At 66.0% G+C, this 20,385-nt stretch carries 22 protein-coding genes; 10 read left to right on the top strand and 12 right to left on the bottom strand.

Annotated features, from left to right (window positions below; genetic code table 11):
* Positions 1-65 precede the first annotated feature (65 nt).
* The gene (locus tag IE92_RS0110530) at positions 66-1,085 is read right to left on the bottom strand and encodes a fructose-bisphosphatase class II (RefSeq protein ID WP_081863891.1); all 1,020 of its coding nucleotides are present in this window, start codon (positions 1,083-1,085) and stop codon (positions 66-68) included.
* Between the two features lie 185 nt (positions 1,086-1,270).
* Here IE92_RS0110530 and fbaA point away from each other — a divergent pair, with 185 nt between their 5' ends.
* Positions 1,271-2,299, top strand: coding sequence for a class II fructose-bisphosphate aldolase (fbaA, locus tag IE92_RS0110525; protein WP_030148458.1), 1,029 nt, complete (start codon positions 1,271-1,273; stop codon positions 2,297-2,299).
* 64 nt (positions 2,300-2,363) lie between these two features.
* Here the strand turns inward: fbaA and IE92_RS16710 are convergent, their stop codons facing one another.
* A complete protein-coding gene (locus IE92_RS16710) occupies positions 2,364-3,383 on the bottom strand; it encodes a DUF6264 family protein (protein WP_043321549.1) in 1,020 nt (339 codons plus the stop codon).
* A 29-nt stretch (positions 3,384-3,412) separates the two neighbouring features.
* Positions 3,413-4,447, bottom strand: a complete 1,035-nt coding sequence (locus IE92_RS0110515; protein WP_030148457.1) for a 4-hydroxy-3-methylbut-2-enyl diphosphate reductase — start codon at positions 4,445-4,447, stop codon at positions 3,413-3,415.
* Between the two features lie 77 nt (positions 4,448-4,524).
* Here IE92_RS0110515 and xseA point away from each other — a divergent pair, with 77 nt between their 5' ends.
* The 5 genes from xseA to IE92_RS0110490 all read left to right on the top strand — a co-directional run bounded on the left by xseA (position 4,525) and on the right by IE92_RS0110490 (position 8,879).
* On the top strand, positions 4,525-5,751 hold the full coding sequence (gene xseA / locus IE92_RS0110510) for an exodeoxyribonuclease VII large subunit (protein WP_030148456.1): 1,227 nt from the start codon (positions 4,525-4,527) through the stop codon (positions 5,749-5,751).
* Between the two features lie 107 nt (positions 5,752-5,858).
* Positions 5,859-6,119 carry an exodeoxyribonuclease VII small subunit gene (locus tag IE92_RS0110505; protein ID WP_030148455.1) on the top strand — a complete coding sequence of 87 codons (261 nt, stop codon included), beginning with the start codon at positions 5,859-5,861 and terminating at the stop codon, positions 6,117-6,119.
* Between the two features lie 2 nt (positions 6,120-6,121).
* Positions 6,122-6,775 (top strand): DUF4245 domain-containing protein, encoded by a 654-nt coding sequence (locus IE92_RS0110500; protein WP_030148454.1) that lies wholly within the window; start codon positions 6,122-6,124, stop codon positions 6,773-6,775.
* On the top strand, positions 6,775-7,446 hold the full coding sequence (locus IE92_RS0110495; protein WP_030148453.1) for a carbonic anhydrase: 672 nt from the start codon (positions 6,775-6,777) through the stop codon (positions 7,444-7,446). Before IE92_RS0110500 ends, IE92_RS0110495 begins: the two co-directional genes overlap by 1 nt.
* 29 nt (positions 7,447-7,475) lie before the next feature.
* A complete protein-coding gene (locus IE92_RS0110490; protein WP_030148452.1) occupies positions 7,476-8,879 on the top strand; it encodes a class II fumarate hydratase in 1,404 nt (467 codons plus the stop codon).
* Between the two features lie 92 nt (positions 8,880-8,971).
* Here IE92_RS0110490 and IE92_RS0110485 read toward each other — a convergent pair whose 3' ends face one another.
* From IE92_RS0110485 to IE92_RS0110475, 3 genes are all read right to left on the bottom strand, one after another.
* Entirely contained in the window at positions 8,972-9,775 is an 804-nt protein-coding gene (locus tag IE92_RS0110485; protein ID WP_030148451.1) for a hypothetical protein, read from the bottom strand.
* Positions 9,776-9,873: 98 nt separating this feature from the next.
* Positions 9,874-10,545 (bottom strand): SIMPL domain-containing protein, encoded by a 672-nt coding sequence (locus tag IE92_RS17360; protein ID WP_051701601.1) that lies wholly within the window; start codon positions 10,543-10,545, stop codon positions 9,874-9,876.
* A 91-nt stretch (positions 10,546-10,636) separates the two neighbouring features.
* The gene (locus IE92_RS0110475; RefSeq protein ID WP_030148449.1) at positions 10,637-11,425 is read right to left on the bottom strand and encodes an isoprenyl transferase; all 789 of its coding nucleotides are present in this window, start codon (positions 11,423-11,425) and stop codon (positions 10,637-10,639) included.
* A 59-nt stretch (positions 11,426-11,484) separates the two neighbouring features.
* On the opposite strand from IE92_RS0110475, the gene trhA reads away from it, so the two are divergent.
* Positions 11,485-12,243, top strand: coding sequence for a PAQR family membrane homeostasis protein TrhA (gene trhA, locus IE92_RS0110470; RefSeq protein WP_081863892.1), 759 nt, complete (start codon positions 11,485-11,487; stop codon positions 12,241-12,243).
* On the opposite strand, the gene IE92_RS0110465 is transcribed toward trhA, so the two are convergent.
* From IE92_RS0110465 to IE92_RS0110450, 4 genes are all read right to left on the bottom strand, one after another.
* Positions 12,230-13,474 carry an MFS transporter gene (locus tag IE92_RS0110465; RefSeq protein WP_030148447.1) on the bottom strand — a complete coding sequence of 415 codons (1,245 nt, stop codon included), beginning with the start codon at positions 13,472-13,474 and terminating at the stop codon, positions 12,230-12,232. The genes trhA and IE92_RS0110465 overlap by 14 nt on opposite strands.
* 91 nt (positions 13,475-13,565) lie before the next feature.
* Positions 13,566-14,501 (bottom strand): anti-sigma factor domain-containing protein, encoded by a 936-nt coding sequence (locus IE92_RS17355; protein WP_051701604.1) that lies wholly within the window; start codon positions 14,499-14,501, stop codon positions 13,566-13,568.
* Positions 14,498-15,133 carry an ECF RNA polymerase sigma factor SigK gene (gene sigK / locus IE92_RS0110455; protein WP_081863893.1) on the bottom strand — a complete coding sequence of 212 codons (636 nt, stop codon included), beginning with the start codon at positions 15,131-15,133 and terminating at the stop codon, positions 14,498-14,500. Before sigK ends, IE92_RS17355 begins: the two co-directional genes overlap by 4 nt.
* A gap of 169 nt (positions 15,134-15,302) precedes the next feature.
* Entirely contained in the window at positions 15,303-17,027 is a 1,725-nt protein-coding gene (locus IE92_RS0110450) for a cytochrome c biogenesis protein DipZ (protein WP_030148444.1), read from the bottom strand.
* 225 nt (positions 17,028-17,252) lie between these two features.
* On the opposite strand from IE92_RS0110450, the gene IE92_RS0110445 reads away from it, so the two are divergent.
* The gene (locus IE92_RS0110445) at positions 17,253-17,912 is read left to right on the top strand and encodes a fasciclin domain-containing protein (protein WP_030148443.1); all 660 of its coding nucleotides are present in this window, start codon (positions 17,253-17,255) and stop codon (positions 17,910-17,912) included.
* Positions 17,913-17,968: 56 nt separating this feature from the next.
* Here the strand turns inward: IE92_RS0110445 and IE92_RS0110440 are convergent, their stop codons facing one another.
* Positions 17,969-18,271 carry a hypothetical protein gene (locus IE92_RS0110440; RefSeq protein WP_051701605.1) on the bottom strand — a complete coding sequence of 101 codons (303 nt, stop codon included), beginning with the start codon at positions 18,269-18,271 and terminating at the stop codon, positions 17,969-17,971.
* A complete protein-coding gene (mca, locus tag IE92_RS0110435; protein WP_030149628.1) occupies positions 18,268-19,134 on the bottom strand; it encodes a mycothiol conjugate amidase Mca in 867 nt (288 codons plus the stop codon). The genes IE92_RS0110440 and mca overlap by 4 nt, the downstream gene beginning before the upstream one ends.
* A 115-nt stretch (positions 19,135-19,249) precedes the next feature.
* Here mca and IE92_RS16700 point away from each other — a divergent pair, with 115 nt between their 5' ends.
* Together IE92_RS16700 and greA are read left to right on the top strand one after the other, a co-directional pair.
* A complete protein-coding gene (locus IE92_RS16700; protein WP_051701606.1) occupies positions 19,250-19,687 on the top strand; it encodes a DUF4307 domain-containing protein in 438 nt (145 codons plus the stop codon).
* Between the two features lie 137 nt (positions 19,688-19,824).
* Positions 19,825-20,316, top strand: coding sequence for a transcription elongation factor GreA (greA, locus tag IE92_RS0110425; protein WP_030148439.1), 492 nt, complete (start codon positions 19,825-19,827; stop codon positions 20,314-20,316).
* Positions 20,317-20,385 lie beyond the last annotated feature (69 nt).

Below are 20,385 nucleotides of genomic sequence, written 5' to 3'. Positions count from 1 at the left end.
AACACGCCGCGGCGTGTGGGCCAATCCTGCTGTTAAAAAGCTGTGTTCTTAACGAATCGAACGTTTTACGCGGGAATTTCGGTTCCCGACCACGACCAGATTCGTGCATCCTGACCACGACCCTCGGCCGCGCGCAGCGGCGCACCGGGCACGATCAGACACTCGGTCACCGCACTCACCAGGATCGCCGCGCGTCTCCCACACAGCCGGTCAAGACTTAGCAGCTCGTCCAGGTTGATGCCCGCGGCCTCGATCCGGGTACGCTCCGACCGCGACTGCGGCGCGAACCGGGCCTGCATCGATCCGCCCAGCGCACGCACGGCGGCGGCAACCACCAGGCCCTCGGGGGCTCCTCCGATTCCGGCAACCAGGTCCAGATCCGCATCCGGCTGCAAGACCCGAAGCGATCGCTCGACCTCGCCGTGTTCAAAGAAGTCGCAGCGCACCCCGGCCTCGCGGGCGATCCGCATCAGCTCGGCGTTACGCGGACGATCCTGAATCGCCACGTGCAGCTCCTCGACCGGGACGCCGCGGTGGGCGGCAATGTCGGCGAGGGTCTGCTCAAAGGGCGCATCCAGACTCACCTCGGGTGCACGTGCACCCGCCACAATCTTCGACAGGTAGTAGGCCGGACCGATCTGCGCAAACGAGCCGGGCTCGGCAACACCCAGCACCACCATCGCGCCGGGCTCGCCGGCCGCCGCCAGGCGGGTACCGTCCACCGGATCCACGGCGATCTCCACCGCCGGGCCGCCGGTTCCAAAGGTCTCCCCGGCCGCGAGCATCGGGGCTTCGTCCTTCTCGCCCTCGCCGGCAATGACCACGCCGGAGAGCGCGAGCGTGTCGAGCTCGGCGCGCAGCGCGTGCACGGCGGCCCCGTCCACGGCGAGCGGATCTCCCGATCCCACGTGGTCCGCGGCCGCGGTGGCCGCCGCAACGGTGGCCAACCGCAATCCGCGCAGGGCCTCGGCACCGGGCCATCCCACGGGCTTCGCGGGCTTCGGCTTAGCCGAACGCGGTGCCGGAGAACCGGCGGGACGGAAGAACGCGGACCCCGGGCGCGGCCCGGTCGAAGAGTCACTCATACCCTCAATTGTGCCCGACGATTGGATCGATCCGCACGGACGTGCACCCAACGGGCCCCGGTGCCGGTCAGCATCCGACACCGCATCCGGCACTCCAGACGTATCCGCACGATTTACCGAGACATCCGGGAAGCCCGGTCGCTAGACTCGAAGTGTTCCCTGCAGACATTCCTTAAGGAGAAGTAATGCCTATCGCAACCCCCGAGCAGTACGCACGGATGCTTGACACCGCCAAGGAGAACGCATTCGCTTTCCCGGCGTTTAACGTGTCGTCATCGCAGACCATTCACGCAGTACTTCAGGGACTCACCGAGGCTGGCTCCGACGGCATCATCCAGGTCACCACCGGTGGTGCCGACTACTTCGCCGGCCACACCGTGAAGAACCGCGCCTCCGGTGCCCTCGCCTTCGCCAAGTTTGTGCACGCGATCGCCGACAACTACCCGATCACCGTGGCCCTGCACACCGACCACTGCCCCAAGAACGCACTGGACGACTTCGTGTACCCGCTGATCGCCGCCTCCGAGGAAGAGGTCAAGGCCGGTCGCAACCCGATCTTCCAGTCCCACATGTGGGACGGCTCGGCCGTGCCGCTGGGTGAGAACCTGGAGATCGCCAAGGAGATCATCAAGAAGACCAAGAACATTAACGCCATCCTCGAGGTCGAGATCGGTGTTGTGGGTGGCGAGGAAGACGGTGTCAGCCACGACATCAACGAGCACCTCTACACCACCCTGGAAGATGCCATCCAGACCGTCGAGGCCCTGGGCCTCGGCGAGCAGGGCCGCTACATGGCCGCGCTGACCTTCGGTAACGTGCACGGTGTGTACAAGCCGGGTAACGTGCAGCTGCAGCCGGGTCTGCTCAAGGAAATCCAGGAGGGCCTGGCCGCCAAGTACGGTACCGCCGCCAAGCCGCTGGACCTCGTCTTCCACGGTGGATCGGGTTCCACCGACGCCGAGATCAGCGAGGCCGTCGCCAACGGTGTCATCAAGATGAACATCGACACCGACACCCAGTACGCGTTCAGCCGCGCCATCGCCGACAACGTGCTGCGCAACTACGACAGCTTCCTCAAGGTCGACGGTGAGGTCGGAAACAAGAAGGTCTACGACCCCCGCGCCTGGGGCAAGATCGCCGAGACTGCCATGGCCGCCCGCGTCATCGAGTCGACCCGTCAGCTTGGTTCGCACGGCAAGTCGCTGACCATCTAGGTTCGCCACGAAGAACCCCGGTGATGCTGCGGCATCACCGGGGTTCTTTTATGGGCCGACGTGGTTACGGCTGGAACTTCTTCACGTATTCCTGGAAGGCCGGGTCATTGGCCATGACCGGGGCCAGCACCATGCTCATCACCAGGAGGGCAACCACGGCCCCGAGCAGCGGAATCCACCAGGAGGACTTGCCCGCTCGAATCCGGCGCATCGTCCACCATGCCGAGAGGCACCAGACGGCGATCATGATCGCCGCCATCACCCATCCCGACACGTTGATCGACTGCCCCAGCGAGTCGCCCGAGATACCGAGCTCCTTGAAATACTCAACAAACGCCTCGCGCAGGTTGAGCAGGGCGGGGACGCTGGTGAGGATCGAGAACGCCCCAAAGGCCAGCAGGATCAGCGAGATGAAGCGGTCCGCCGGGGCCTGGACGGGCAGCCCGTCGTTCGCGAGAGCGGCGGCGGGGCGTTTGGCAGCTCCGGCCGCCGGTGCCCCCGCACGGTTCACGCAGTTACCGACGGGCGCGCCGGCTCGTGCGCCAGCCGAAGCCTGGACGGCCGACCGGTTTCCCACGTTCACACCGCTGAAGGATCCCGCGGCATAGCGCGGAATTCCGTCGGCGGGGGCGGCGGGAGTTGACGGTGCCGAGGCGTGGGTCGGGGCGTCCGTGGTGCGCTCACCATATTCGGGCGGCGGCAGCTGCGAGGCGGCAACACGCTCGCCGTACTCGGGCGGCGGCAGCTGGGAGGCGGCCACTCGCTCGGCATGTGCGGGCGACGAGTCTGTGGCAGCGGGTTCGGTTCCCTCGGTCTTCTCCGGGTCCGTGCCCTCGGCCACCCGCTCACCGTACTGCGGAGCGGCGACCGCGCGCGGGGCAGAAGCGGATTCGGGATCCTTCGGCACAGCCGGCTCGCTCGGAGTCACGGCGGCAGCACCGTCCTCGATCCGCTCGCCAAATGATGGACGACGCGGGATCTGATCGACGGCGGGCGCCGACGCCTTCTCGGCGTCGGGCCCGTTCATCTGATCGCGTTGCTCCTCGGGAGTCGCGAATTCACCAAAACGGGGTTGCGGGGTCATCGTTGCCTCTCGAACAGCTCAAATGGAAATTAGGACGAGCGACGGCCACCCAGGGCGCGCTCGTCACGGTTGCCCTCGAGGTCCTTACGGAGCTCCTTGGGCAGGGAGAACATAAGGTCTTCCTCGGCGGTCTTGACCTCCTGGACGTCACCGTATCCGGCACCGGCGAGGTCTCGCAGGACCTCGTCCACCAAAACCTCGGGCACCGAGGCACCGCTGGTCACACCCACGGTCTGCACGCCATCGAGCCACTCCTGCTTGATCTCGCTGGAGTAGTCGACCCGGTAGGCGGCCTTCGCGCCGTATTCCAGGGCAACCTCAACCAGGCGAACCGAGTTGGAGGAGTTGGCCGAACCGACCACGATCACCAGGTCCGCACCGACGGCGACCTTCTTGATCGCAACCTGACGGTTCTGAGTGGCATAGCAAATGTCGTCCGAGGGCGGGTTCTTCAGGTTCGGGAAGCGCTCGCGCAGCAGACGCACCGTCTCCATGGTCTCGTCCACGCTGAGGGTGGTCTGTGAGAGCCACACCACGTTGTCGGGGTCCTTGACGGTGATCTTGTCCACGTCCTCGGGGCCGTTGACGATGGTGGTGCGCTCGGGAGCGTGCCCGGCGGTACCCTCGACCTCTTCGTGTCCCTCGTGGCCGATCAGCAGGATCTCCTGATCCGCGCGGGCGAACCGGACGGCCTCGCGGTGCACCTTGGTGACCAGCGGGCAGGTCGCGTCGATGGCCTGCAGCTGACGGTCGGCGGCCGCGTTCACCACGGCCGGGGAGACGCCATGCGCGGAAAACACGATGTGCGAACCCTCGGGAACCTCATCCACCTCGTCCACAAAGATGGCACCCTGAGCCTCGAGCTCGGAGACCACGTGGACGTTGTGCACGATCTGTTTCCGCACGTAGACGGGCGCACCGTAGAGGTTCAGCGCCTTCTCAACCGCAATAACGGCGCGGTCAACACCGGCGCAGTAGCCGCGCGGGGCGGCCAGCAGCACACGTTTGGGTCCGGCGACCGGGTTATCCTGGAGTCGGCTTGAAGCACCGGGGATCCTCGGCATCGGCAGGCTAATCGTCGTGTTACTCACGTCACCAATTGTAAGCCGAGTCGCTGGACTCCGAGTGAGAGGATTGCCGGATGGCCGTTTCTATGCCCGCACAGCCCGCTACTGCGGAGGATCCGTGGCCGATTGCGCTCTTGGGGAACAAGATCCGCGACTACATCGACCGGCTCGGCACGGTGTGGGTTGAGGGCGAGATTACCCAGTGGGGACAGTCCGGCGGCAACGTCTATGGCAAGCTCAAGGATCTGAACGCCGACGCGACCATTTCCTTCACCATCTGGTCCTCGGTGCGAGCGAAGCTCCCGGAGAATCTCAAGCAGGGCGACCGGGTGGTTGCGCTGATCAAGGCCAACTTCTGGGTCAAGGGTGGCAGCCTGACGATGCAGGTGATGCAGATGCGTCACGTGGGCCTGGGTGACCTGCTTGAACGGCTGGAACGCCTGCGTGCGAGCCTCACCGCCGAGGGTTTGTTCGCTCCCGAGCGCAAGAAGCGTCTCCCCTTCCTCCCGAACGTGATCGGACTGGTCACCGGCAAGGATTCCGACGCCGAGAAGGACGTGCTGCGCAATGCCCAGCTGCGTTGGCCGGCCGTGCAGTTCCGGGTGCGTCACGCCGCGGTTCAGGGCGATCGCACCGTCGGCGAGGTGGTTGCGGCGATCGAGGCGCTGGATGCCGACCCCGAGGTGGACGTGATCATCGTCGCCCGAGGCGGCGGCGACTTCCAGAACCTGCTGGGATTCAGCGACGAGCGGGTGGTGCGCGCGGCCGCGGCCGCGACCACCCCGATCGTCTCGGCGATCGGACACGAGGCCGACCGTCCGCTGCTTGATGATGTGGCCGACCTCCGAGCCTCCACCCCCACCGACGCCGCCAAGCGGGTGGTGCCCGATGTGGGCGAGGAGCTCGCCGGGGTCGCCGAGGCACGTTCGCGGCTGACCGGTCGCCTGGTACACCAGATCAACACCGAGATTTCTCGGCTGGAGCAGATCCGAACCCGTCCGGCGCTGGCAGACGGGGCATGGATCGTGACCTCCCGAAGCGAGGAGGTCACCCGCTATGTGGCGCGCGGTGCCGAGATGATCGATCGCCGAATCGAGCGCGCGGAGTCGGGATTGGCCGAGCTCACGGCACGGCTGCGCACCCTGTCCCCGCAGCAGACCCTGCGCCGCGGATATGCGATCGTGCAGACCCCGGACGGATCCGCGCTGCGTGAGACTACTCAGGCACCGACCGGTACCGATCTGCGGATCACCCTCGCCGAGGGTGTGCTGCACGCAACCGCGACAGAAACCGAGCGTTAGCCCGCCGGTTTCTCGGCGGGAGGACCCGCATGATTGCGGGAGAGTTCACCCGTTTCGCACCCAACCCGGGGAACGAGAGGTCGGTGCGGACGCGATAGGATGGCGGCATGTCTTCCAACCCCGAAATCGACGCCCTGAGCTATGAAGAGGCCCGTGACGAGCTGGTTCGGGTGGTGTCTGAACTCGAACAGGGTTCGGCAACACTCGAGCACTCGCTTGAGCTGTGGGAGCGCGGTGAGGCGCTGGCCGCCCGCTGCGAGCAGTGGCTGATCGGGGCCAAGGCCCGGCTGGATGCGGCCCGTGCCGCCTCGACCGCGAACGCCGATACCTCCGGCTCGGTATCCGCTTCCGGCGAGGAGATCTTCTAACCGTGGCAAAAAAGAAGTCCACCGAGCCGCGGGTAGTTGCCGAGCTGGGTCGCCCGGAAACGCCCGAGGAGACGGCCGAGCGCAAGGCCACTCAGTCGCGCAACTATCGGATGCGCAAGACCGTGAACAACCTGGTCTACTCGCTGCTGGCCACCGTCGCGCTGGTCGCGGTCATGGTCATCATCGTGCCGCGCAGCGATAAGCCCACCGATCGCTCGGTGGATTACACCGTCGTGGCTGGGCAGGTACAGGAGTCTCAGGAGGCCCACCTGGCCAACCCGAAGCTCCCCAAGTCGTGGAGCGCGAACTACGCCGAGGTGCGCTCGAAGACCTCGGTGAAGTCGTGGGAGATTGGTTTCCTCACCCCGGATCAGAAGTTCATCGGGATGGCCCAGGGCCTGAATGCGAACGATTCCTGGACCTCGCTGATGCTCAAGAACTCGGTGCCCACGGGTACCACCACGATCGATGGGGTCCAGTGGACCGTATACGACAACCGTGATTCACGGGATGACAAGATTGGAAACGTGCACTATGGCCTGGCTACCCAGGCCGGAAGCTCGTACTTTGTTCTGTTCGGGTCCGCCTCGAACGAGGAGTTCACCACCCTCGCGACCGCGCTGACTCCGGACATCGAGAAGGAGGCAAACCGCTAATGTCCACCATGACTCCGGGCCAGGCTTGGGCCGAAATGGTCGCCGGTAACGAACGCTTTGTGAGCGGTGAGCCGCTGCACCCGCGCCAGGATGTGGAGCGCCGCCACCAGCTGGCCAGTGTGCAGACCCCCGATGCCGCGCTGTTTGGCTGCTCGGACTCGCGCCTGTCCGCCGAGATTATTTTTGATAAGGGCTTGGGCGACCTGTTTGTGGTGCGTAACGCCGGACAGGTCATCTCCGATTCGGTGCTGGGCTCGCTGGAATACGCGGTGGGTGTGCTGAAGGTTCCGCTGATCGTGGTTCTCGGACACGACGCCTGTGGTGCGGTCCAGGCGGCGATTTCCTCCTGCGCCCCCGACGCCGAAACGCTGCCGCCGAACATTGCCGGTCTGATCCGCCAGATCGTGCCCTCGGTGGTCAAGGTCGCGGGAGTATCGGGAACCGAGATCTCTCACGCGGACCCGGCCGAGGTCGGAAAGAGCCACCTGCGCAGCACGGTGGCCGAACTCCTGACTCGTTCTGAGATGATTAATCGTGCGGTCGCCGAGGGAACCCTCGCGGTCGTCGGTGCCAACTACCGTCTGACGGAGGGCACAGCGGTTCCCGATGTGACATTGGGTAACCTGGATCCCACGGGTGCCACAAGCACCAAAACCCCGAACGCAGAGTAGCGTTCACACCTCGAGGAGAGCAGAACACCGTGTCTGAAAACGCATCCGCCGAATACCGCATCGAGCACGACACCATGGGTGAGGTTCGTGTGCCGATCTCCGCCCTGTATGGGGCGCAGACTCAGCGCGCGGTAGAGAACTTCCCGATTTCGGGCTCGCGTTTGGAAGCCGCCCAGGTGGTGGCCCTCGCCCGAATCAAGAAGGCCGCCGCCTCCGCGAATGCGTCGCTGGGTGTGCTTGACGGCAAAATTGCCGCGGCCATCGAGGGTGCCGCCGACCAGATTATCTCCGGTCAGCACGCCGACCAGTTCCCGATCGATGTGTACCAGACCGGCTCGGGCACCTCCTCGAACATGAACATGAACGAGGTGCTGGCGACCCTGGCCACCCGCTCGCTGGGTGCCCCCGTTCACCCGAACGACCACGTGAACTGCTCGCAGTCCTCCAACGATGTCTTCCCGACCTCGGTGCACGTGGCCGTAACCGGTGCCCTGATCGAACAGCTGGTGCCGGCCCTCGATCACCTGGCGGTTTCGCTGGAGAAGAAGGCCGAGCTGTGGAAGGACGCGGTCAAGCCCGGCCGCACCCACCTCATGGACGCCACCCCGGTCACCCTGGGTCAGGAGTTTGGTGGCTACGCCCGCCAGATTCGTCTGGGTATCGAGCGGGTTCAGTCGGCGCTGCCGCGCGTAGCCGAGGTGCCCCTCGGTGGCACCGCGGTCGGCACCGGCATCAACACCCCGCTGGGCTTCCCGCAGGAGGTCATCCGCCGCCTCGCCGCCGACTCGGGCCTGCCGATCACCGAGGCCTTGGATCACTTCGAGGCCCAGGCCAACCGCGACGGCCTGGTGGATGCCTCGGGCGCGCTGCGTACCATCGCCGTGAGCCTCACCAAGATCTGCAACGACCTGCGCTGGATGGGTTCGGGCCCGAACACCGGCCTGGGCGAGCTGCACATTCCCGACCTGCAGCCAGGCTCCTCGATCATGCCGGGTAAGGTCAACCCGGTGATCCCCGAGGCCGTGCTGATGGTATGCTCGCGCGTCATCGGTAACGACGCCTCGATCGCGATCAGCGGCGCGTCCGGCAGCTTCGAGCTGAACGTTCAGATTCCGATCATGGGTACCGCCCTTCTGGAGTCGATTCGTCTGCTGTCCAACGCCTCGACGGTGCTGGCCGATAAGGCCGTGGATGGTCTCCAGGCCAACGTAGAGCGCGCCGCAGCCCTGGCGGGCATGTCACCCTCAATTGTGACCCCGCTGAACAAGATCATCGGTTACGAGGCCGCCGCCAAGATCGCCAAGCACGCGGTTGCCGCGGGTATCACGGTCCGCGAGGCCGTCGTGGCCCTCGGGTTCGTGGAGCGCGGAGAGGTCACCGAGGAGCAGCTGGATGCCGCCCTCGACCTGCTCTCGATGACCCACGCCGGCTAACCTCTCGTAGCAGTAGCCACCGCCGCCTCGGGCGGGCACCCTGTGCCCACCCGGGGCGGCTTTTGTTGTGCGCTGGGTTCTCACGCCCCGGCCTACATCGGAAGCCCCGTTACAACCAGCGACAGCACGGTGCCCCATAACCCGCCCAGTAACACCGGCCCGAGCGGAATCGTGCGTGTACGGATCCCGGCGAAAGGTGCGTCCGGGTGCTTGGCCTCGACCGGGGGCGACGCCCCGCGCCTCCCGCGAATCCGTTTCAGTGCGTGAACGCATGAGATGACAATCGTGGCGAGGCCGCACAGCAGCGCAAACACGCTCAGTGCTCCCAGGGGATCGGTGGTCAGCGAGAGCGCGGCCAGACACACCGCCGCAAGCTTGCCATCGCCTCCTCCCCACACCCCGACGGCGGCCAGAGCGAGAGCAACAATCGCAAGGATGACAGCGGGGATCAGCTTAGCGAAGTCCTCCACCGGGCCGTCTCGCGCCGAGGCTGCGACAACATCCATGGGCCCCACGACGTTGGCCTCACGGCCGACGGATCCAACGATGCTGGGTCCACGATCGTTGGGCCCAAGACCGCCGGAAGCCATGGAGATAGCGTCGAACATCACTCCCCCGACCAGCAGGAGTGCTGCCGGAACAATCAGCCGGTTGGGAAGCCTGCGCTCACGCACATCGAGCCGGATCAGTCCGGGGGTGGTCAGCAGCAGCCAGAGCAGGCAGGGCCACAGCATGGCGGGAATCGGACCGGAGCCGGCAGTAACGAGTCTGTCCGTGGGCACGATGGGTTCGGCGATGGTCAGTGGAAAGGGCACATCAAAGGGGCCCGGATGCGGTGGCGCAAAGGGGACCGGGTAGTGAACACTGGCGAGGCGTGGGGTCGATGTGGTGAGCATGACCCCACGCTATACTCGGGCGGTCAGCTCGAGGCTCGCGGGGTGGAAACGGTGGATAACCGGACCAGAGCGGGAGGTTGTGGAGGAAGGGTTTGGTTCTAGGCGCGGAAGTCCGCGGTAATCTCCGCCGACACCACAAACGGCCGCGGAGTCAGATCAAACCCGCTGTCACCGCCCGCCATGTCCGCCGAGGCCATCGCGAAAGAGCGAGCCTTGGGCCGAAACCCTCCGTCGGAGGCTCCCCCCGAGGGGCGCAGTCCCGATTCGTATAGGGACTCGAGCACCGGGGTGCCCGCGCCGGCTGCCCGCGCGTACACGGCCGCCCGGGCGATAGCGTCGGCGACCGCGGCCCCGCGCACATCCGCAATCCGCTCCGCGCGGTCGGCCTCGGCGATGTCCCAGTCCACCCCGCTCACCCGCACCAGGGGTTCGGCTGCCAGCCGGGTGACCCAGTCCGTCAGCGCGGAAAAATCTTGAAAGCGCAGGGTCAGACCCGCGCTGGCCTTTTGGATATCGGCACCGCGCTGTCCGTCGGGGCCCCAGAACGGGCTGGTTCCCACGGCGACCGACTGCGCATGCCACCGGGTCGTCGCGCCCTGGTCGGCCAGCTGCTGCGCGGCCACGGTGAGCTCGGCATGGAGCCGGGAAGCGCGTGCCACGACGTCCGCACGCTCGGCCCCCTCAACCTCGATAAACGCGCTGACCTCGGCGCGCGAGGGCGGGTATTCCCGCTGTGCGAATCCGCCCACAACCACGCTAATTCCCGACATTCTGTCTCCTCCCGGTCACACGCGACACGCGGTATGCCGCTGCTCGGAGACTACTATGCCCGACGGGAAGAACACCAGGCACGCCTGAGCGTTATCCGCCGTATCGGCGCTGACGACGCGAGAAGTCTCGGACGGCACGGAGGAAGTCAACCTCACGCAGGTCCGGCCCCAGGGCCTCCACAAAATAGAACTCGCTGTGGGCGCTCTGCCACAGCATGAAGTCGCTGAGCCGCTGCTCCCCCGAGGTGCGAATGACCAGGTCGGGATCCGGCTGACCGCCGGTGTAGAGGTGGGCACCGATCAGGTCGGGGGTGAGGAGATCGGCGAGACCGCTGATGGTTCCGCCGTTGCTGCCCTCATAGTCCCGCACGATGGTGCGCATCGCCTCGACGATTTCGGAGCGTCCCCCGTATCCCACCGCCAGGTTAATGTGCAGCCCGGTGCGTTCCCGGGTCGCCTCCTCGGCGTCGTGCAGGGCCGTGCGCAGGGACTCGGGAAGCCCCGCCGTGGCGCCGACGTGCTGAACCCGCCAGTCTCGATAGCCGGCGAGGTCGCGGGCAAGGTCGGCGATGATCACGATCAGATCGCGCAGTTCCTCCGAGGAACGCTGGGTGAGGTTATCCGCCGAGAGCAGATACAGGGTGACGGTGCGGATTCCCAGATCGTCGCACCACTCGAGAAACTCCTGCATCTTGGCGGCACCCGCGCGGTGTCCGTGCGCCACGGTCTCGAGCCCGAGCTGCTTCGCCCAGCGCCGATTTCCATCGATAATCATGGCCACGTGGTGCGGAAGCGTCTCGGGAGCCAGGTTTCGACGCAGCATCTTTTGGTAGAGCGCGTAGAGGAGGCCACGTCCGGGTCGAGGTTCGCTATTCGTCACAGACCTACGGTAGTCCACATTTCCGTTGAGACGTATATTGGCTGGCGTAGTCTGGGAGTATGCCAGCAGATCGTGACCTTTCAGCGTCCGCCAACTCCTCGGAGAGCGGGGGCGCGTCCGGCGAGGATGAACGCCACGGTCTTCCGCTGATCGAGGCGGCCGATGCGGTCCCCGAGGAGATCAAGCCCACCTGGCGCGGATGGATTCACGCGGGTACCTTCCCGGTGACTATCGCCGCGGGCATCGTGCTCATCGTCCTGGCACAGGGGCCGGTGGCCAAGTGGGCGTCGGCGGTATTCATGCTGACCTCGATGCTGCTGTTTGGCAACTCGGCGCTGTACCACCGCATCAACTGGAAGCCGCGCACGAAGATGATCTTCAAGCGCATCGACCACGCCAACATCTTCCTCCTGATCGCCGGCACCTACACCCCCATCGCGCTGCTCGCGCTGCCCAATCCGCAGGGGATGATCCTGCTCATCTCGGTCTGGTCGGCCGCGCTGCTGGGGATCGCCTTCCGGGTGTTTTGGATCGGTGCCCCGCGCTGGCTCTACGTGTTCCTCTACCTGGCGTTGGGCTGGGCGGCGGTGATGTATCTGGGAGACATCATCCAGGCAAACCTCGCCAGCATGGTGCTCGTGGTTGTGGGTGGCCTGCTGTATTCGGTGGGGGCGGTGGCGTATGCGCTCAAGCGCCCCAACCCGTTCCCCGGACACTTCGGCTTCCACGAAATCTTCCACGTGTGCACGGTGCTGGCCTTCCTCTGTCACTGGACCGGGATCCTGCTCCTCGCCCTGCATCCGATTAGCGGGGCGTAGTCTCCACCGGCTCATACGCGGTTTCGGCCTGCCGACCGGGCAGGATGGGCAGCGCGATGATCGGTGCGAGTGCCAGCACCGCAAACGCCCCGCTGTAGCCGATCAGCGTGATCAGCGCGCCCACGGCCGGGCCCACCAGGGCGGTGGCCGCGAACTGGCCGGAGTTTTGGATGCCCAGGGCTCGTCCGGCCCAGCGGCTCCCGGAGATTTCGGCGACCGCGGTAAACGCCAGGCCGTTGTCGGCCACGGCGATGCAGCTGGCGAGGACGTAGGTGATCGCGACCGCCCAGGGCCAGTGCACGGCACCGGCCGCCGCGGTGAGCAGCAGGGTGGCCACCCCGATCAGGGCGATCCAGCGCAACGGCTGGAGTCGACTGCCCACCCGGTCCGAGAGCACACCCACGGCGATTCGGCCGAACGCGCCGAGCAGTTGAGAGACGGCGACCAGCGCGCCGGCGGCCAGGGCGCTCCATCCCTGATCCACGATCAGCCACACCAGCCCGAACGTGCTCAGGGCGGTCTGGGGAACAACCAGCAGGGCCGAGACCGCGTGTATGCGGGCCAGGGTGCCTGAACGGCGATACGGGTTGGTCTGCGCCGCGGTGGTACCCGGCGTTAGCGGATGACGGGGCGGGTCCACGATGACGATGGCACACGCGATTGCCGCGACCAGCACCAGCACCGCACACAGGATGAGCGCGGGAGCGAGTGACCCGCCCGCGATCAGCGCGGGAATGGCGAGGGCCGCAGCGGCGATGCCCAGCGGCTGACAGGTTTGCCGGATGCCCATTGCGAGTCCGCGACGGTTGGCCGGGAACCAGCCGACCACGACGCGTCCGCTGGCGACGTTCACCGAGCCCGTGCCCGCCCCGGCGATACCGAGGAGTACCCCGAGAATCCAGAGCGATCCGGTCGAGGTGCCCGAGACGAACAGCGCACCGAGTACCGCGAGGGTCGTGAGGAGAAGTCCGGCGACCAGGACTCCGCGTTCCCCGCGACGGTCGGCGATCCAGCCCCAGAGCACCAGGGTGAGGACCAGGCCGACGTTGGGTGCCGCGGCGAGCGCGCCCGCCTCGGCCAGACTCAACCCGCGCTGGGTATGCAGAAACGGGATGAAAAAGGCGGGGGCCGCGGCAACCACCGTCCCGGCAGCCTGGGCATACACCCCCACCCCCAGCATGAGCCAGGGACGAGCGGTACGAGGGGCGCGGGGCGGGGAGGCGACAGTCACCCTCCTACGCTAGACCCGTTTGCAGCGACGCCCCGACACACACGGACGCATATGCGTGTGGGCCGGGGCATCGATTGCGAGTCGACAGGTGCTAGCTGGTGCTGGTGCCCACCACCAGAATCGGATCGGTCGTGGGTGCCTTCGACCCACCCTTGGGCTCGACCGTCATGCCGACGCTGTCTCCCGGGTTGAGCGTGCCATCCAGCAGGGTCCAGGTAACTCCCGAGTCTCCGGGTGTGAAGGTCCCGGCGGCGCGGGCCCCCGATCCGTCGATCAGCCAGAGTTCCAGGACTCGATCCTTACCCAGGGCGGGCAGATCGCTGGTGGCGATCGCGGCCCGGGCGTGATCGGGTGACCACACCACGGTTGCGGTGCCGCCACCGGTAACCGGGGTCGAGGAGCGCTGCAGATCGGCCGAGGCGAGCAACGAGGTGAGCGCGTGATCGCTGGCCTCGGGGGTGACCGTGGGCGCAAACACGCTGCGACCGAGGCCCACTCCGGCGACAACCAGCAGCACCGCGGCGAGCACGCCGGTCAGCAGCCGGATCCCCCGCAGCCTGGACCCGCGGGCCCGGGTCACCGGGGTGGACTCGACGGAGCGGGTCGGCGGAACTGCGGGTGCCACCGAATCGGCCGGCACGGATGATGCGGACCCGGATACCGCGGTGTCGGCCGAGGGAACAGCGGAAGAACCAACCGAAGACACCGCGGCTGCCGAGGCCACCGTCGGGGTTGCGCTCGGTGCCGCCGAACCAACGGGTGCCTCGACACCCTGCGCGCGCTCCTGCGGCAGCGTCTGGATCGCATCCAGAATGCTTCCGCGCAGCGCGGCAGACGGCACCGCGGGGGCCACCAGTGCGGCCAGCCCGTCGGTCACGGAATCGAATGAGGCCACCTCGGCGGCAAAGGCCGGGTCGCTATTCAGGAGTGCCTGGGCGACACGAGTTTCCTCGGCGTCCAGCGCGTCCAGCGCAAAGCCGGCCGCGAGGCTTTCGCGCTCCTCGGGGGTCATGTTTGTGGTGGTCATGCTGTCACCTCCTCGCCTAAAATCTGTCGTAATTTGATCATGCCATCGCGAATTCGTGTTTTCACGGTTCCCAGGGGGATCTTCAGCCGCTCGGCGATCTCCGTCTGGGTGAAGCCCTCGTAGTAGGCGAGAAGTACCGCCTCGCGCTGCGGAGGGCTCAGGTGTCCAAGTGCCCGTTCGACCCGCGTGTGCTCGACCCGGGTTTCCACGGTCTCGGCCACCTCGTCCACAGGAATCGGGAGGTCGCGGATGCCGATGCGTTCATCCCGGTTACGTCCGGCCTGGGAGGCGCGAACCCGATCGATGGCCCGGCGATGGGCCAGGGTCATCAGCCAGCCGCTCACGCTGCCCCGTTCGGGATCGAACGTGGATGCGCGCTGCCACACCTCCAGGAACACCTCCTGCGTCACCTCCTCCGCCTGGGCATGATCCACGAGCACATGCCGCACCAGGCCCAGCACCCGGGAGACGAAGAGATCGTAGAGGGAGGCGAATGCTTCCCGATCTCCACCCTGCACCCGGAGCAGGAAGCCGCGCGCCCTGACCGCAATATCTGTGGAATCCGGGAGTGATTCCCGGTCTGTGGAGGAACGCAGCGACGCGGGGTCGGCGGCCGAATGTTCGAGGGACATGTCGCTAGTCTCCCAAACATCTGGCCGATCCGGGGAGACACGCGATCGAATCGGTGTCACATTTCCCCGACCGGGTCGGGACCCCTCCGCCGGGGGCGGGGTCCGCGCGGGGGCGGTATCGCTCGGATGGGCCTCCGATCCGAGCGTTCGAAAGGGCGGGGAGCTCGGGCTATCCGAACGTAAACGAGTACGCATCGACTCCCGCTCCCACCGTGACTTTGAGCTCTCCGGTATCAGACTTTTTCGAGGAGAAGATCTCATAGGATCCCGGAGGACCGGACACCGGAATCGTTTTAGTGCCGTTCTTATCGGTGACCGTAACCGTGCCCGATCCGCCCAGCACCATCCGGATCTGCTGCGCCGTATAGGCCAGCTTGATCGATCCCTCGGCACTCGAGATGCCCTGACTGGTGAGGGTCCAGGACCCATCCAGCGCAAACGTATCCTTGGCGAGCTTCTCGGGGAAGGCGAAGGTCGAGGTCCCGATCGAGTACGGTTCGGTTCCGCCGAAATTCACCATCTTGGTGGGGCTCAGGTAGGTTTCCGGAGTGGTCGAGCCTGCCTGGGGGGTATCGTCGGCCGTCTCGGTCATCGCCGGAAGCTTCACGTCGGGGGTGGTCTGAGTCAGCAGCTCGCGGATCAGCTTTTCGGTGGTCGCATAACCGCCCTCACCAAACTGAATCTGGCGTACGGTACCCGATGCGTCGATCAGGTAGTGGGCCGGCCAGTAGCGGTTGCGGTATGCGGTCCAGGTGGAGAGCTGGTTGTCCAGGGCCACGGGGTAGGTGATCCCCTGCTCCTTGATCGCCGCCGCCACATTCTCCGGCACCTTCTCGAACGCATATTCCGGGGAGTGCACGCCGATCACCGTGAGTCCGGCATCCTGATACGCCTTGGCCCAGGCACTCACGTGCGGGACCGAACGCAGGCAGTTGATGCAGGAGTAGGCCCAGAAGTCCACCAGTACCACCTTGCCGCGCAGATCGCTCAGCGCAATCGGCTTGTCGTCGGCGGTGTTGAACCACTGGTCGATCCCGCGCAGTGCCGGGGCCGGGCCACAGCTCTGGAGAACATCGGAACCGTTGGAGCACTTGGACAGGTCCTTGTTCTCGTCGGTCACCAGGCCACCGAGGTCGAGGGACTTGACCTGCTCGGAGTTGTTGAAACCGTCCTGAAGGCCCGCGGTGTAGTCGGGGATCAGGCGCTGCAGGGCCTGGGGCACGTTGAAGACCAGGCCGATGGCGAGCGCGATCATCAGCACACCGCCGGTGATCCGGATGCCCTTCTGCCGGGTGCGGAACGCCTTGACCCGCTCGGCCACGCGGCGTCCGGCCAGCGCGAAGAAGAGCAGCGGGATCGAGGTACCGACCGCAAAGGATACGGTGAGAACCACCGTTTCCCAGCCGATTTTCCCGGTCGATCCCGCCACGGTGATGGCCGCGAGGATCGGCCCGGCACACGGCACATAGACGGCACCGAGCGCGAGGCCCAGTCCGAATCCGCGGCGCTTGGGGCTGATCGCTCGCTGCGGGAAGCGGGCGAAGGGACGCTCCAGCAGGTGCTGCAGCGGTTCGAAGATGAGGCCCAGTCCGATCAGGATCAGGACGATCAGGGCGGCCCAACGCAGCACGTCCTGCGGGAGGCCGAGGAGATTCAGGATCAGCGAGCCCAGCAGGGTAAAGATGCTGAAGCTCAGGACCAGTCCGGCCACCACCTGGTAGGGACGCCAGCGTGAGGCTTCCTTAACCGGGGCCGCTTCGCCCTCGGTTCCGTCGGGGTTCCGGGCGCTCTGCGCGCCGCCGGAGAAAAAGATGACCGGCAGTACCGGCAGGATGCACGGGGAGATCCCGGTGATGAGACCTCCCACCACCCCGATCAAAGCCAATGTGAGCATGTCACCCACCCCTTCTGTGCCCCGGGGATGGGGCAGCGTCTGGCAGTGGTTCGGCACCAACCATCAAACGGATTGGATGTCCGAGTTTTCCGCGAGAATCCGGGTCTCAAAAAGTTTTTTGACTTTTTTCCCATCCGAATCTGGAGGGGCTCCGAACCCCTGACATCTCCCGCCGCTGACAGCACCGGGAGCCCCTCGCACCACATCAACCGTCAGGAGACGATCATGAAGACCCGTAACGCGCTTTTCACCGCGACCACTCTCGCAGCCCTGTCCCTGTTCGCGCTCACCGGCTGTTCCGCAGCCTCCTCGCCCTCGGCGAGCCCGAGCGCTTCCAACTCGGCGTCGAGTGAGAAGCCCTCCGCAACCCCCAGCCCCGATGCCGCGCTGACCAAGAACCTCGTTGGCCCCGGATGCGCCGCCTACGCCAAGGCCGTCCCGGACGGCGCCGGTTCGATCGTGGGTATGGCTCAGGACCCGGTGGCCGTCGCCGCCTCGAACAACCCGCTGCTGAAGACCCTCGTGGCCGCCGTCTCGGGCAAGCTGAACCCCAACGTGAACCTGGTGGACACCCTGAACGGTTCCGAATTCACCGTCTTCGCCCCGGTGGATGACGCGTTTGCCAAGATCGACCCGGCAACCATCGACACCCTGAAGACCAACTCCGATCTGCTGACCAAGATCCTCACCTACCACGTGGTTCCCGGCCAGATCCTCCCGGACCAGATCGCCGGCACCCACAAGACCGTTGAGGGTCAGGACCTGACCGTGACCGGTTCGGGTAACGACCTCAAGGTCGGCGACGCCTCGGTCATCTGCGGTGGCGTCAAGACCGCCAACGCCACCGTGTACCTGGTGGACTCGGTGCTGATGCCCCCGATGTAATACCCCACAACCACAAAAGCCCGGTGATGAAGATCACCGGGCTTTTGTGGTTGTTACTAGTTCTTGGGTTCTTCCGGAGCGTCCGGGATGGTGCGAATCGCGCCGGCGCGCTTGGCCTCCTCGGCGGCGTCCAGCTCGGCCTTCTCGGCCTCCAGACGCTCGACAATCTCGGCGCGGTAGTTGACCCGACGGACCCGACGGACCATGTCGAAGATCAGCAGGAACGCAACCAGGATGATCCCGATCACCACCAGGAATCCGCCCACACCCGGGGTCACCAGGTTCTCGTCGGGGGTCGTGGGGCTGGGAACCGGCGAGGGGGTGGCCGCCAGGTGCACGATGATCGATGTCAGGCTCATGAGAGGTCCTCAATTCCGGCGAACAGGTCGCTTTCGGGGATGGTGGTGGGGACGACGCTGCGAGCAAGCTCGAAGTCCTCGTACGGCCACGCGCGACGCTGTAAATCATTATCCCAGAAGAAAAAGCCCGAGTCCGGCGGCACCTGGCAGGCGTGGGCGCGCAGGGCGGCGTCGCGGCGCTCGAAGAAGTCACCCACCTCGACGTGGGTGGTAGCGCGATCGGGACGGTCGCTGATCCAGGCCATCCGCTCCTCCAGGGCCGCAAGCTCGTCGGGATCCGGGGATCCCGCGCGCAGCTCGGCCAGGTTGGCGCGCACCCGGGCGGGGTTGAAGATCTGATCGTAGTAGAGCTTGGAGATCTGCCAGGCCGGGCCCGCTTCGGGATAGCGGGTGGGGTCGGCGGCGGCCTCGAAGGCGTACTCGGCGATCTGGTTGGTGCGGATGTGATCCGGGTGCGGATATCCACCGTTTTCGTCATAGGTGGTGATCACGTGCGGACGATACTCGCGGATAATCCGCACCAGCGGCTCGGCCGAGATCTCCAGCGGAATCGACGCGAAGCTGCCCGGAGGCACCGTGCCGTCCTCGCTCGGCATCCCCGAGTCGTAGTAACCCAGCCAGCGGTGCTGGATGTCCAGGATCGAGGCGGCCTCGGCCATCTCCAGGCGACGCAGACCCGGGAGGTCGCGCTCCCCCAGCGCCTTACGCTCGATATAGGGGTTCTGGATGTCCCCGCGCTCGCCCCCGGTGCAGGAGACCACCATGACCTCGTACCCGCGATGGCGGTAGGAGGCGAGGGTAGCCGATCCCTTGCTGGACTCGTCGTCGGGGTGGGCGTGTACCGCCAGAAGTCGTGGTGCCACGGGTTGTTCTCTCCTCCGCTGAAATGGCCGGTTCGTCGGTCGGTGGATCACACACGGGTCCGGAAACGACTAGCCTAGAATCAAGTGTACTAATGCTTTGAACGGGTGTGAGTTGATGAGTCTTCCCAGTGGCCAGGCCACCAGTGCTCCGGAGAGCGCTCTGGACCAGCGCTATGGACGTACCAAGCGCACCGGAAAGCGCGACCGCCGCATCCTGGTGATCGCCGCCGCAGCGTTTGCCGTGGTGCTCGGTGCCTGGGTGGTGTGGGGTGCGCTGGACGGGCCCAGCGCCTCGCTAGAGTCCCGCGATACCGCACACATCGTGATCGACGAGCACAACGTGCAGATCACCTTCCAGGTCACCGCCCCCGAGAACACCCGGGTGGAATGCGCGTTGCAGGCCCTGGACCCGCAGTTCACCGTGGTGGGCTGGAAGATCATCGAACTGGACCCGGCAACCGTGCCGGTTCGCCAGTTCACCCAGCACCTGAAGACGACCCAGCTGGCCACCACCGGCATCGTCAAGAACTGCTGGATTCCCGAAGCGTCATAGTCTCCGCGTGTTCCACTCGGCGGCTTGCGTTTAGTCTGGGGCTCCCCTAGGCTCAATCAAAACCCGCCAAAATCGCGGGTTGGTTCTTGGCGCCTCGACACTGTCGGGGCGCCCGTTTATGTATTGAGGAGTTCACGATGGCTGACGACACCCAGGTCTCGTTCCTGACCCAGGAAACCTTCGATCGGCTCGCCGCTGAATTGGAAGCGCTTTCGACCACCGGTCGTGAGGAAATTGCCAAGCGTATCGAGGCCGCCCGCGAAGAGGGCGACCTCAAGGAAAACGGCGGCTATCACGCCGCCAAGGACGAGCAGGGCAAGCAGGAGGCGCGCATTCGCACGCTGACCGCGATGCTGCGCGACGCCGTCGTGGGCGAGGCCCCCGAATCCAACGGTGTGGTTGAGCCCGGCACCGTCATCTCGGCGATCATCGCCGGGGACGAGGAGCGCTTCCTGCTGGGAAGCCGCGAGATCGCCGCAAACTCCGAGCTCGACGTCTACAGCGAGTCCAGCCCGCTGGGTGCCGCGATCATCGGTCTGAAGATCGGTGAGAAGACCACCTACCAGGCACCGAATGGCCGCGACATCTCGGTGGAGATCACCGGGGTAGACACCTACACCGGCGAATAAGACCATCGGGCCGCCGCGCCCCACGGCCGGCCGCCACAGGTAAAAGGCGGACATCCAAATCTTGGATGT

Source organism: Mycetocola saprophilus, assembly GCF_000718085.1.
GTDB lineage: Bacteria > Actinomycetota > Actinomycetes > Actinomycetales > Microbacteriaceae > Mycetocola > Mycetocola saprophilus.
Note: the sequence above shows the minus strand (reverse complement) of the source record. Positions and strands in the feature narration are given on the sequence as shown.

Coding starts and splice junctions, on each gene's coding strand:
- fbaA (WP_030148458.1), top strand. CDS start 1,271: ATGCCTATCGCAACCCCCGAGCAGTACGCACGGATGCTTGACACCGCC.
- trhA (WP_081863892.1), top strand. CDS start 11,485: ATGCCAGCAGATCGTGACCTTTCAGCGTCCGCCAACTCCTCGGAGAGC.
- sigK (WP_081863893.1), bottom strand. CDS start 15,133: ATGTCCCTCGAACATTCGGCCGCCGACCCCGCGTCGCTGCGTTCCTCC.
- IE92_RS16710 (WP_043321549.1), bottom strand. CDS start 3,383: ATGACCCCGCAACCCCGTTTTGGTGAATTCGCGACTCCCGAGGAGCAA.
- IE92_RS0110495 (WP_030148453.1), top strand. CDS start 6,775: ATGTCCACCATGACTCCGGGCCAGGCTTGGGCCGAAATGGTCGCCGGT.
- IE92_RS0110530 (WP_081863891.1), bottom strand. CDS start 1,085: ATGAGTGACTCTTCGACCGGGCCGCGCCCGGGGTCCGCGTTCTTCCGT.
- greA (WP_030148439.1), top strand. CDS start 19,825: ATGGCTGACGACACCCAGGTCTCGTTCCTGACCCAGGAAACCTTCGAT.
- IE92_RS0110485 (WP_030148451.1), bottom strand. CDS start 9,775: ATGCTCACCACATCGACCCCACGCCTCGCCAGTGTTCACTACCCGGTC.
- IE92_RS0110515 (WP_030148457.1), bottom strand. CDS start 4,447: ATGCCGAGGATCCCCGGTGCTTCAAGCCGACTCCAGGATAACCCGGTC.
- IE92_RS0110505 (WP_030148455.1), top strand. CDS start 5,859: ATGTCTTCCAACCCCGAAATCGACGCCCTGAGCTATGAAGAGGCCCGT.
- xseA (WP_030148456.1), top strand. CDS start 4,525: ATGGCCGTTTCTATGCCCGCACAGCCCGCTACTGCGGAGGATCCGTGG.
- IE92_RS17355 (WP_051701604.1), bottom strand. CDS start 14,501: ATGACCACCACAAACATGACCCCCGAGGAGCGCGAAAGCCTCGCGGCC.
- IE92_RS0110450 (WP_030148444.1), bottom strand. CDS start 17,027: ATGCTCACATTGGCTTTGATCGGGGTGGTGGGAGGTCTCATCACCGGG.
- IE92_RS17360 (WP_051701601.1), bottom strand. CDS start 10,545: ATGTCGGGAATTAGCGTGGTTGTGGGCGGATTCGCACAGCGGGAATAC.
- IE92_RS0110445 (WP_030148443.1), top strand. CDS start 17,253: ATGAAGACCCGTAACGCGCTTTTCACCGCGACCACTCTCGCAGCCCTG.
- IE92_RS16700 (WP_051701606.1), top strand. CDS start 19,250: ATGAGTCTTCCCAGTGGCCAGGCCACCAGTGCTCCGGAGAGCGCTCTG.
- IE92_RS0110440 (WP_051701605.1), bottom strand. CDS start 18,271: ATGAGCCTGACATCGATCATCGTGCACCTGGCGGCCACCCCCTCGCCG.